The following is an 11,465-nucleotide window of genomic DNA, read 5'->3' as shown; positions in this document are numbered from 1 at the left end:
TAAGCAGGTTCAGCGGGTTATGCCGCCATGGGAAACTGTCAGGAACTGCGCCCGATCGGCAAGCGCTGCAAACATGTGGCGATCGGTGCCGGTCATGAAGGCCTGCCCGCCCAGTCCATGCACGAGATCGAACAATGTCGCGCGCCGTCCCTCGTCCAGATGTGCTGCAATCTCGTCCAGAAGCAGGATTGGCGCATGGCCGGTCATATCCGCCGTCAGGCGGGCGTGGGCAAGCACGAGCCCGATCAGCAGGGCTTTCTGCTCCCCGGTCGAGCAGCGCGAAGCCTCAATGTCCTTCTCGCGGTGACGAACGGTTAGGTCGACACGGTGCGGACCATCCAGTGTTCGTCCCGCTGCAGCGTCGCGGCCACGCCCTGACGCGAGCATGGCGAGATATTCATCTTCGAGGTCCGCCGCGGGCCGATCCATGGCACCGTCCAGAAACCCTTCCAGCGAAAGCTCTGGCGTTGGAAACGGCGTGTCGCCGAGATTGGCAGACAGCGTCTTCAGCAGTCCCAGCATCTCGTGCCGGGCAGCCGCCATGGATATGCCGAGACCCGCCATCTGCGCCTCGATTGCGGAAAGCCACGCGGGATCGAACCGGCCTTCGGACAGCAACCGGTTGCGGCTGCGCATGGCACGTTCGAAATCGCCCGCCCGCCGACCGTGGCCTGCATCGAGCGAGAGAACCAGTCGGTCGAGAAAGCGGCGACGGTCGGCCGAAGGGCCGGTAAACAGGCCGTCCATCGCCGGCGTCAGCCACAGGGCACGAAGATGGTCGGAAAGTTCCTCCGTCGATTTTGCCGGCGTGCCGTTGATGCGGAGCTTACGGCTGACACCGTCGCCGTCATTCGCTTCGATGCCGGTGCCGAGCGAAACCTCGCCTTCCATCCCGTCCACATCCGCAAAGACGCTGAAACCAGCGGCAGCACCGACGCGCGTGACATCGCTCAGCACGGCGCGGCGCAGGCCACGGCCCGGAGACAGGAAGGACACGGCTTCGAGAAGGTTGGTCTTGCCCGCACCGTTCTCGCCGGTCAGGACGACATGCCGGCCGTCGAGATCGAGCGAAGCCTGGGTGTAATTCCGGAAGTCGGTCAGCTTCAGCCGGGAAAGGAAAGTCTTTTGCGCCATCTTGTATCGCGTTGTTTCCACGTAGGAGCTAAGGACTTCGCGCCAAGAAGGCAAGCGGAGGTCTACAAGTCACATCACCCTGAGCAGAATGCAGGCCGTGCCCGCCGTTTTCTTCCCGCTCCAAACGCTGTAGTCTCGGAGAAAGCCTCAGCCGGAGGGATCCGGCGAATGCCCGAAATCGAGTGCGAGTGAATAGTGTGACCGACGACGATAGAATTTTGAAGCTGGAGGAATTGGCGGCGCATCAGGCCAAGGTCATCGAGGAACTGTCCGACCAGCTTGCCGAACAGTGGAAGGTCGTCGAGCAGACACGCTCGAAGCTCGACCGGCTGACCGTACGCTTTCTGTCCCTCGAGGAAACCTCGCTGGAAGCGCCGGCCAACACCAGGCCGCCACACTACTGACCGTCACGCGGCGGCGCGGGCAAAGCGCCTCAGGGCCACATATTCCCAGATTGCGACGGCCAGAAGCGAACCCGTCGCAAGCATCTGGATGTGGACGGTTGTCAGGCTCGCAACAAGCAGAAAGCAGGCAACAAGGACGGCAATGCCGGCACAATGCGACCATGGCACATGCTTTGTCGAATGCGTCTTTACCCAGATCATGCCGCTTAAGAACAGGATCGGACCGCCTAGAAGCGCGAAAGCCTGAGCAAGCGTTGCATGCTCGTGCGCATGCGACAGTGCGAAGTCTTCACCGACTGCAGTAAGGATGATGCCAGCGATAATAGGCAGGTGACCGTAGGTGAAAAGATGATTCGCGGTCGCCTGTGGCTCTGAACTGTCTTCCGCCTTGTCGGCTGCCTTTTCCTGCCCGTCATGGAAGTAGATCCACCACATCAGCACGGTCGAAAGGAAGGCTACAAACAGCACGAGTGGCGTCAAGCTGCTTTCCAGATGACTGGATGCATTCTTGCCCGTGGTGAGGATCGTTTCCCCAAGTGCGATGATGACGAACAGCGCGCAGCGTTCGGCCATATGCTCGCCGTTGATGTCAAGCGTTTCCGCAGGCGCGGCACCTAGCCCGGGCACCCGGTAACGCAGGATCGGGGCGATATATTCGATCGCCAGCGCAGCGATCCAGAAATACACCCGGACGGATTGTTCACTGAGGCCGCCGGCGATCCACAAAGCGCTTGAAACCGAAAGCCAGACGGTGATCCGCTGGAAGGTGACATAGGAGGCCCGATCGGCGTGTCGGAAGGCGTAGAGGGCAAACAGCGATCGGATGATCTGCATGGCCGAATAGGCGAGTGCGAAGGTCAGGCCCATGTCCTGAAACGCCCTCGGCAGGGCAATTGCCAGAATGACGCCGAGAAACATCAGGCCGAACAGCAGGATCCGCACCGGCTCTATTTCGGCATCGAGAAGATTGGTGACCCAGGTCGTGTGGATCCAGACCCACCAGAGCGCGAAGATGAAAATCAGCGCTTCGGCGGCGATCCCGAGCGAGAAATCCGCGGCCAGCGTTTCTGACAACTGGATGAAGGCGAAGACGAAGACCAGGTCGAAGAACAGTTCCGGGAAGTTGGCCTTGGTCGCCTGCTTGTCGTCTTTGCGAAGCCAGTAGTGTTTACCGTCCGTCATGTCTGGTCTCGATTGTTTCAGTCCCGCAACTACAGAGCGGGCTTGTTCAGCTCTATAATAATGGCTGGGCAGATTGCGGTGTCTATAAGGGTTTTAACGAAGAAAAACGCCGGCGCAGGGCCGGCGTTTTGCAATCTTCGTCTTTGTGACAGCCATCAGGTGTCGAAGAATTCCTTCATCCGGGCAAAGAAGCCCGTCGATTCCGGATTGTTCTCCTTGGACGAGATGTCCTCGAACTCCTGCAGCAGCTCGCGCTGGCGCTTGGTCAGCTTCTGCGGCGTCTCGATCTGGATCTGGATGTAGAGATCGCCCGTCTGCGAAGACCGCAGCACCGGCATTCCCTTGCCCTTGAGGCGGAACTGCTTGCCGGCCTGTGTGCCCTCAGGAACGGTCACACGTGACTTCGATCCATCCAGCGTCCCGACATCGAACGTGCCGCCAAGCGCTGCCGTCGTCATGGAGATCGGCACGGCGCAGTAGAGATCGGCGCCATCACGCTGGAAGAACTCGTGCGGTCGGACCGACAGGAAGATGTAGAGATCCCCGGTTGGGCCACCGCGCGCACCGGCTTCGCCTTCGCCCTGCAGGCGAATGCGCGTGCCGTCTTCGATGCCCGATGGAATGTTTACGGACAGCGAACGCTCTTCGGTGACGCGACCCTGGCCGTGGCACTTGGTGCACGGATCGGTGATGGTCTGTCCGCGGCCATGACAGGTCGGGCAGGTCCGTTCGACCGAGAAGAAGCCCTGGGATGCACGGACGCGCCCGGACCCCTGGCAGGTGCCGCAGGTCTTCGGCTGGGTGCCGGGCTTGGCGCCCGAACCCGAACAGACGTCACAGGTGATCGAGGACGGAACCCGGATCTGCGCCGTCTTGCCGGCATAGGCCTCGTCGAGGGTGATCTCCATATTGTAGCGAAGATCGGCGCCACGTTCGCGACCGCCGGACGACCGGCGCGCACGGCCGCCGCCCATCATGTCGCCGAAAATGTCTTCGAAAATGTCGGAGAAGCCACCTGCTCCCGCGCCGCCGGAGAAGCCGCCACCGCCGCCGCCCATGCCACCCTGTTCGAAGGCAGCATGACCGAAGCGATCGTAGGCCGCGCGCTTCTGGGGATCCTTCAGCGTCTCGTAAGCTTCGCCGATCTCCTTGAATTTCTTCTCAGCTTCCGCATCGCCGGGGTTCTTGTCGGGATGGTATTTCATCGCAAGCTTACGGAAGGCGCTTTTCAGCTCCTTCTCGTCAGCGGATTTGCCGACACCCAGCGTTTCGTAAAAATCTGCTTTGGCCATAAGCGGTAACCGGCTCCAGAAAGGGTTCCGGCTGCACGATGGCAGCCGGATATCTTAGTCGACTATCTAGCGGTATCCGTCAACGGAACCAGACTTAGGCCGACTTCTTGTCGTCCTTGATTTCCTCGTAGTCGGCATCGACGACACCGTCGTCCTTGCCGGCTTCGGCAGCGCCACCATCAGCCTGCTGGGCCTCATAGATGGCCTGACCAAGCTTCATGGATGTTTCCATGAGGGTCTGGGTCTTCGCCTGGATGTCATCTGCATCAGGCTCGGGAGCCTCGACAGAAGCCTTGAGCGCGGCAATGGCATCCTCGATCGCCTTGCGGTCGGTCTCGGTTACCTTGTCGCCATATTCAGCCAGCGACTTCTCGCTGGAATGAATGAGGCTTTCGGCCTGATTCTTGGCTTCCACACCGGCACGACGCTTCTTGTCGGTTTCGGCGTTCGCCTCGGCGTCCTTGACCATCTTCTCGATGTCGGCGTCGGACAGACCACCAGATGCCTGGATGCGGATCTGCTGTTCCTTGCCGGTACCCTTGTCCTTGGCCGAAACCTGGACAATGCCGTTGGCGTCGATGTCGAACGTGACTTCGATCTGCGGCATGCCGCGCGGAGCCGGCGGCAGACCGACGAGGTCGAACTGACCAAGCAGCTTGTTGTCCTGCGCCATTTCGCGCTCGCCCTGCGAAACGCGGATCGTCACGGCCGACTGGTTATCGTCGGCGGTAGAGAAGGTCTGCGACTTCTTCGTCGGGATCGTCGTGTTGCGGTCGATCAGGCGGGTAAAGACGCCACCGAGCGTTTCGATGCCGAGCGACAGCGGGGTCACGTCGAGAAGGAGAACGTCCTTGACGTCGCCCTGCAGAACGCCGCCCTGGATCGCGGCGCCCATGGCAACCACTTCATCCGGGTTGACGCCCTTGTGCGGCTCCTTGCCGAACAGTTGCTTGACGACTTCCTGTACCTTCGGCATGCGGCTCATGCCGCCGACCAGAACGACTTCGTCGATTTCAGCGGCAGTCACGCCGGCATCCTTCAAGGCTGCCTTGCACGGTGCGACAGTGCGCTGGACGAGATCGTCGACCAGGCTTTCGAACTTCGAGCGGGTCAGCTTCAAGGTCAGGTGCTTCGGACCGGAAGCATCTGCCGTGATGAACGGCAGGTTGATTTCGGTCTGCTGCGACGACGACAGTTCGATCTTTGCCTTCTCGGATGCTTCCTTGAGGCGCTGCAGAGCGAGCTTGTCGTTCTTCAGGTCGATGCCGTTTTCCTTCTTGAACTCGTTTGCGAGATATTCGACGAGACGCATGTCGAAGTCTTCACCGCCGAGGAAGGTGTCGCCGTTGGTCGACTTCACTTCGAAGACGCCATCGCCGATTTCGAGAACCGAGATATCGAACGTGCCGCCGCCCAAGTCGTAAACGGCAATCGTCTTGCCTTCCTTCTTGTCGAGGCCGTAGGCAAGTGCTGCAGCCGTCGGCTCGTTGATGATGCGCAGAACTTCAAGACCCGAAATGCGGCCGGCATCCTTGGTTGCCTGGCGCTGGGCATCGTTGAAGTATGCGGGAACCGTGATGACGGCCTGCGTGACCTTCTCGCCGAGATAGGCTTCTGCGGTTTCCTTCATCTTCTGAAGGATCATCGCGGAGATCTGGGCCGGAGAGTAGGCCTTGTCCTGAGCCTTCACCCAAGCGTCGCCGTTGTCGCCCTTGACGATGTCGAAGGGTACGAGGCCCTTGTCCTTCTCAACGGTCGGGTCTTCGTAGCGGCGGCCGATAAGGCGCTTCACTGCGAAAAGCGTATTGGTTGGGTTGGTTACAGCCTGGCGCTTGGCCGGCTGACCGACGAGACGTTCGCCGTCGTCAGAAAATGCGACCATGGACGGCGTCGTGCGCGCGCCTTCCGCATTCTCGATGACTTTGGAATCCTTGCCGTCCATGATGGCGACGCAGGAGTTGGTAGTGCCAAGGTCGATGCCAATTACTTTTGCCATATCTTCTCTCTCCTTTAAGCGAACTGTCGGAACCCCGTGAAAGGCATTCCTTTGACAGTTCCTCGACTGGGAATTTTCGCAGCACCGGCTGCTGTCATGCGGGGTATATAAGGACGGGTTTTTCGGACTGCAAGGCGGGAATTCGCCTGCATTCACGCAAAAAAATGCAATTTTCCTTCTGTCTTTCTAACGGGCTACTGGCCCATGAGGATATCGTACAGCGTCGTGCGACGCGTTTCCTGCGGCTGGTAGACTTGTCCGACGTCCGAAGGCGGCATCGGGCGGCCGCCGACATCGCCGGGCGGCACCGGTGCCTGGCTATCGTAAGGGGCACGATATTCGCGGTAATCCCTGTATTCTCCGGGTTGCGCCCGGTTGGCAGAACCGCCTTCGCGATACTGTCGCGGCGGCGGTCTGTTGTCATAAACCGTCCCGGTGTTGCAGACCGCGTTGTCACCATAGGCGCAATCGGGCTGGCCCGGGGTGGCAGGCTGGACTTGCTGGCGCGTCGCGGGCGGAGGCCTGCGTGCCGGCTGTTCGAGAGAGGCTTCTCCACGAGGTGCCGCCTGTTGGACCGGCGCACGCGGAGCTGGCGGAAAATTGTCGGGCGCAGGCGCTTCACGCTGATCGCTCGCCCCCGGTATGATGCCGGAAATGATGTCGCCGATCGATGTCGATGGCGATTGTTCTTCCTCAACGGGCGGTGGCAGCTGAAGGCCGCTGTTGAATCCGAACAGTGGCGTCGGGGTATAGCCCTTCATTGCCACCGTCATGTATTCCTTCCAGGCTTTTGCCGGCAGGCCGCCACCAGTCACCTTTTTCATGAAGGCGCCGTCGTCGTTGCCGAACCAGATCCCTGTCGTCATGATGCTGGTATAACCGACGAACAGCGCATCGCGGAACGACTGGGTCGTCCCGGACTTGCCGGCAACCTGCCAGCCGTCGAGGCGCGCGGCCCGGCCGGTGCCGTCACGGACGACGCCCGACATCATGCTGTTCATGGCAGCGGCAACCGGCGCGCTGAGAACACGCGGAGGGTTGGTGTAGTCGGCCTCATAGAGAACCTTGCCGTCCGTATCCGCGATCCGCTTCACGATATAGGGCGTCGCCTTGTAGCCGCCGTTCATGAAGGCCGCATAGGATGAGGTGAGTTCCGTCAGCGAGACTTCGGATGTCCCGAGCGCGATCGAGGCGTTCGGCTGGATGTCGGAATCGACGCCGAGCCGATGCGCCATCGACACGACCTTTTCAGGCCCCACCGCCATCACCAGTTGGGCCGCGACGGTGTTGAGCGAATGGGCCATCGCATAGGAAAGCGGAACCGGCCCCTTGTATTCCTTCTCGTAATTCTCCGGCGTCCAGTTGCTGATGCGGACAGGCGCGTCGTTGACGATCGTGTCCGGATTGTAGCCCGCTTCGAGAGCCGAGGCATAGACGAACGGCTTGAACGCCGAGCCTGGCTGGCGCTTGGCCTTGACGGCCCGGTTGAACTGGCTCTGCGCATAATCGCGGCCGCCCACCATTGCGCGGATGGCGCCGGTCGCATCAACGGAAACAAGCGCCGCCTGCGAGGCGTTCAGCTTGCCGCCTTCCTTGGTCAGCACATCTTTCAAAGCCTTTTCGGCGGCTTCCTCAAGACGCAGATCGACGGTGGTCTCGACGACGACATCGACCTTCGGCTCCCCGATCAGACGCTTGACCTCATCGACCACCATGTCTGCGGCGTAGTGCTGGGCGCCGTTCCAGGAGCTCTTGGCGTTGGAAGGCGGCTGCGCCATCGCGGTCTTGAGGTCGCTGTCAGTGATGTAGCCTTCTTCCCGCATCGTGCCGAGAACGACCTGTGCCCGCTCTTCGGCCGCTTTCGGATCTCTGGCAGGCGAAAGCCGCGAGGGCGCCTTCAAGAGACCCGCAAGCGTTGCCGCCTCGCCGAGGTTGACGTCCCGTGCCGACTTGTTGAAGTAGCGACGCGAAGCGGCCTCTACACCATAGGCGTTCGCGCCGAAGTACACCCGGTTGAGGTACATCGCCAGGATCTGGTCCTTGGTGAATTTCGTCTCCAGCCAGAAGGACAAGAGCACTTCCTGGATCTTGCGCTCGAACGTGCGGTCCGGGGATAGGAACAGGTTCTTGGCAAGCTGCTGGGTGATCGTCGAACCGCCCTGGATCGGCTGGCCTGTCAGGTTGTTGACGAAGGCGCGCGCCAGACCCAGCGGATCGACGCCGAAATGGGAATAGAAGCGCCGGTCCTCGATCGACATGACGGCCTGGGGCAGATAGGGCGACATGTCTTCCAGCGCCAGCGCTTCACCACCGGTCGTGCCGCGGTTGGCGATCACCGACCCATCGGTCGAGGTAATCTTCATGTTTGGCGGACGGTCTGGAATGGTCCAGCTGCTGGCAGACGGCATCTGCGCGCCGTAGTAGAGAACAAGTCCACCGATGCCGATCGCTGCCCAGATCGACAGGACGACGCACCAGTAAACCAGTCGTTTCAGGGGCGCGAAGAAGCCGCCATTGTCGCCACCGCGATTTGACGATGCCTTGCGCGAAGACCTGTCGCGGTCGTTGGACGGGTCGGACTGCTTGCGTGTCTTGCGAGGCGGGAGATCGTCGTAGTCGTCATCGGCCTTCTGCGCACGCCGGGTGGAGCGTCCATTGCCAATGATGCGGTCGTCCGCGTCGAGACGGAAGTCATCTTTGTCCTGCGATCCGCCGAAAGACGGTTCGACGCGTTTGTCCGATTTTCTGGCTGCCATGATGAGCCGGCATATCCCCGTTACGCGCATCCTGAATGCGCTGTTCTCACAAATTGTCGCCCGAGTTATCTCGCTGCAGTGTAAATGCGGCGATTTAAGGAGATGTAAAATCCGATCGGACGCTATTTAATATGAGTGCCGCCTAAAAAAGGCTGGATTTCTACGTAAAACAGTTGCTTTCTATATACGGTAATTTGCCTGTCGGATCGGTTTGAGTTCCACCTTGGAGGAGGGGAGTGCATGAACAGGATCGTTGAGGCTGTGGTCATCAATGGCGACCGGCGTGTTCCGGTCGGTCTCGTTAGCGTCAAGCAAGCGCTCGAGATGCCACATAACGGCGTGTTTTCCAGCGGCATGTTTGAATTCAGTCATCCGGCCTATGAGGCTGGAAAGACCGATGTGTTTCTGACGCGAGAGGCGCTGTCGAAGTTGCAGCTCATGTAGAGGCTCGGCGGCCTGATTGCCCGCAGACCCGCTACGGCGGCGCTGCATGCCCAGTCGCGTCTTGCGGACGGAACTTCATTCCGGCCCGTGGATTGTCTTCAAAAGGAGATGACCATGGCGAGAAAACCACTCAATGTCGGCTTCACCGGTGATATCGACCCTGAAACGGGCGTCGTTGAAAAAGCAAAATCCACAGCCGCGAAGGTGAAGGACGAAGCGGGAATGGTCGCAGCGCATGCTGTGGATCACCCGGCCGCTACTGCATCCGTTGCCGCATCCATCGGCGTGGCGGCATTTCTACTCGGTTATCTGCTAGGCGTTTCGTCCCGGCCCCACGACAGGCAACGCTGGCTTTGATCCGCGTCCAGCGCTAGCCCTGCCCGATGAGCGGACCGGAACAATCACTGGTTATAGCCGTTTCCTCTAGACCTACCCGGAGACAAAGGAGGCATTCATGCCGAATCGTGACCCATTGCCAACTCCCGGCGTCGAGACTCCCCGTGGTCCCGTGGGGACTGGCGGAGTGCCCGACCGCACGCAGGAAAAGCCGCCGCTGACCCCGACGCAGGATCCGGGGGATACGAAAAACCCGCAGGATCCCACATTGGAGCCGGCTCTGATGCCGACGGGAGACCCGGCAGGCGCTGCCTGATTCGTGGTCCGAAGAAATTGATGATCTACGCCTTCCGGTGACAAGCGCGCCGGGCGGCGTGGCTCGCGATAAGGGTGTGGCTATTGTTAATAACCCCCTAAATTGCACCCGTGCGATCTTGTTATTGCTATTCAATTAGTCAGATCTCACACTGCCGGCTGCATCCACTCGTTTCCTTCACTGAGGTTTGGAGGCTGCAAGCGGATAAGTCTTTTAGCCTGATCGCGGCTCCCAGGGGTATGGGGAGGAGCCTCGCCATCCGCACGTGAGGGGCAAATGCCAAGTCAGCTTATCCGCAAGCCGGTCAGTTCCGGCCAGCTCAACCTATTGCAGCAAGTCTTCGACGAGACCTGCTCCGAGCACCACATCGATAAAAGCAGTCCAGATGCAGAAGCACTGGCGCTCATTCTCGTCAACTCGCTTCAAAAGGGCGCCGACGAAAAAGAGAAACTGGCTGCATTGGCGGAAACTCTCGCCAAGGCGCGGTAGATTCCCGGTCGAACAGACATTCGGGCCATTCAAGGAACATATCCTGTCTTCGAAAGTTGACCGTGCTCTCGATCAACAACAGACAGGAGGCCAAAATGGCAGAATCCGTAAAGAGCCTGAAGCCAACCGAATCCCAGTCGCCATCCTTCGATCATGTGCCGAGCGAAAATTCGGCATTCAATTCCGAGATCGCCAGCCTCAAGTCCGAGATCGCCAATTTGCGTGATCTGTTGGCAGAAAAAGGCAGCGTTGCTTATGACCGCGTCGCAAGCCGTGCGTCCGATGCCGCAAGCTACGTTTCGGAAGAAGCAAATTCCGTGGCCGCCACTGTCCGCGAGCATCCTGCCGCAACCACGACCCTGATCACCCTGATCGGCGGTATCGGCTTTGCGATCGGCTATCTCGTCGCCAACGCGTCCGTCGACAGCAAGCAGGCCTGGTACCAGCGTTACATCAACGACCGCTTCTAGGAATACCTTACCCGTCTAGCCGGCCGAACTATCCGTTCGGCTGGCGCAGTCGATCCAGATGGCCTTGGTGAGTTCTGCAAGTCGTTCCGGGTCTATCCTGATCGCAGCATTCGTTGCTCCAGCCGCGGGCACGACCTCAGGGTAATCCTTTAGCGAAAGGTCGCAATAGACCTGGAGCTCAGTCGCAAGACCAAACGGGCACACCCCTCCGATCGGATGGCCAGTTGCTGCCATGACCTCATCGCCGGACAGCATCCGCGGTTTGGCGCTGAAGACCGACCTGAACTTCTTATTGTCGATGCGACTATTTCCCGACATTACGACCAACAGCATGACGTCGCCCGCTCGCAGGCAGATTGTCTTCGCGATCTGGTCAGGATCGACGCCATGCGCGAGTGCTGCAAGCGGAACGGTCGCCGAACTCTGTTCGGTCTCGATGATCTCGATGTCAGGCGCGTGGGTCGCGAAAAAGCTGCGTACGGATTCAAGGCTCATGAGCGCAGCATGACGGAAGCGCATCCAGCGGGCAAGTCTCGCGAGGCATGCGATTCTTGCAATGCTGCGGTGCGAAATTACGTCTGTTTTTTGTGCGTTTCCGCTGTATGTTTAAATCATCGACGGACGCACTCCTCCTCCCAGCGTCCCC

Annotated in this window: 12 protein-coding genes; 6 read left to right on the top strand and 6 right to left on the bottom strand. The window is 60.0% G+C overall.

The window, feature by feature from the left end; genetic code table 11:
• Positions 1 to 9 precede the first annotated feature (9 nt).
• Positions 10 to 1,134, bottom strand: coding sequence for a DNA replication/repair protein RecF (recF, locus tag BLW69_RS18280; protein ID WP_062578603.1), 1,125 nt, complete (start codon positions 1,132 to 1,134; stop codon positions 10 to 12).
• A gap of 188 nt (positions 1,135 to 1,322) precedes the next feature.
• On the opposite strand from recF, the gene BLW69_RS18275 reads away from it, so the two are divergent.
• Positions 1,323 to 1,538 carry a SlyX family protein gene (locus BLW69_RS18275; RefSeq protein ID WP_092663966.1) on the top strand — a complete coding sequence of 72 codons (216 nt, stop codon included), beginning with the start codon at positions 1,323 to 1,325 and terminating at the stop codon, positions 1,536 to 1,538.
• Positions 1,539 to 1,541: 3 nt separating this feature from the next.
• Here the strand turns inward: BLW69_RS18275 and BLW69_RS18270 are convergent, their stop codons facing one another.
• The 4 genes from BLW69_RS18270 to BLW69_RS18255 form a co-directional block, all read right to left on the bottom strand.
• The gene (locus tag BLW69_RS18270) at positions 1,542 to 2,720 is read right to left on the bottom strand and encodes a low temperature requirement protein A (protein WP_092663964.1); all 1,179 of its coding nucleotides are present in this window, start codon (positions 2,718 to 2,720) and stop codon (positions 1,542 to 1,544) included.
• A 155-nt stretch (positions 2,721 to 2,875) separates the two neighbouring features.
• On the bottom strand, positions 2,876 to 4,012 hold the full coding sequence (gene dnaJ, locus BLW69_RS18265; protein ID WP_062454181.1) for a molecular chaperone DnaJ: 1,137 nt from the start codon (positions 4,010 to 4,012) through the stop codon (positions 2,876 to 2,878).
• Between the two features lie 94 nt (positions 4,013 to 4,106).
• Complete coding sequence (gene dnaK / locus BLW69_RS18260) at positions 4,107 to 6,008, bottom strand: molecular chaperone DnaK (protein ID WP_062578609.1); 1,902 nt, start codon at positions 6,006 to 6,008, stop codon at positions 4,107 to 4,109.
• Between the two features lie 194 nt (positions 6,009 to 6,202).
• Complete coding sequence (locus BLW69_RS18255; protein ID WP_092663962.1) at positions 6,203 to 8,764, bottom strand: transglycosylase domain-containing protein; 2,562 nt, start codon at positions 8,762 to 8,764, stop codon at positions 6,203 to 6,205.
• A gap of 240 nt (positions 8,765 to 9,004) precedes the next feature.
• Between BLW69_RS18255 and BLW69_RS18250 the strand changes: the two genes are divergently transcribed.
• The 5 genes from BLW69_RS18250 (at position 9,005) to BLW69_RS18230 (ending at position 10,819) form a co-directional block, all read left to right on the top strand.
• The gene (locus BLW69_RS18250; RefSeq protein WP_062454178.1) at positions 9,005 to 9,208 is read left to right on the top strand and encodes a hypothetical protein; all 204 of its coding nucleotides are present in this window, start codon (positions 9,005 to 9,007) and stop codon (positions 9,206 to 9,208) included.
• A gap of 114 nt (positions 9,209 to 9,322) precedes the next feature.
• Entirely contained in the window at positions 9,323 to 9,565 is a 243-nt protein-coding gene (locus tag BLW69_RS18245) for a hypothetical protein (RefSeq protein ID WP_062454177.1), read from the top strand.
• A gap of 97 nt (positions 9,566 to 9,662) precedes the next feature.
• Complete coding sequence (locus BLW69_RS18240) at positions 9,663 to 9,860, top strand: hypothetical protein (protein WP_062454176.1); 198 nt, start codon at positions 9,663 to 9,665, stop codon at positions 9,858 to 9,860.
• Between the two features lie 276 nt (positions 9,861 to 10,136).
• Entirely contained in the window at positions 10,137 to 10,349 is a 213-nt protein-coding gene (locus BLW69_RS18235; protein WP_062454175.1) for a hypothetical protein, read from the top strand.
• Positions 10,350 to 10,444: 95 nt separating this feature from the next.
• Positions 10,445 to 10,819, top strand: a complete 375-nt coding sequence (locus BLW69_RS18230; protein ID WP_139283901.1) for a hypothetical protein — start codon at positions 10,445 to 10,447, stop codon at positions 10,817 to 10,819.
• Positions 10,820 to 10,834: 15 nt separating this feature from the next.
• On the opposite strand, the gene BLW69_RS18225 is transcribed toward BLW69_RS18230, so the two are convergent.
• The gene (locus BLW69_RS18225; protein ID WP_092664141.1) at positions 10,835 to 11,314 is read right to left on the bottom strand and encodes a YbaK/EbsC family protein; all 480 of its coding nucleotides are present in this window, start codon (positions 11,312 to 11,314) and stop codon (positions 10,835 to 10,837) included.
• Positions 11,315 to 11,465 lie beyond the last annotated feature (151 nt).

It is taken from the genome of Rhizobium sp. NFR12, from assembly GCF_900108545.1.
Taxonomy (GTDB): Bacteria; Pseudomonadota; Alphaproteobacteria; order Rhizobiales; family Rhizobiaceae; genus Neorhizobium; species Neorhizobium soli.
This window is presented reverse-complemented; position numbering and strand designations above follow the sequence as displayed.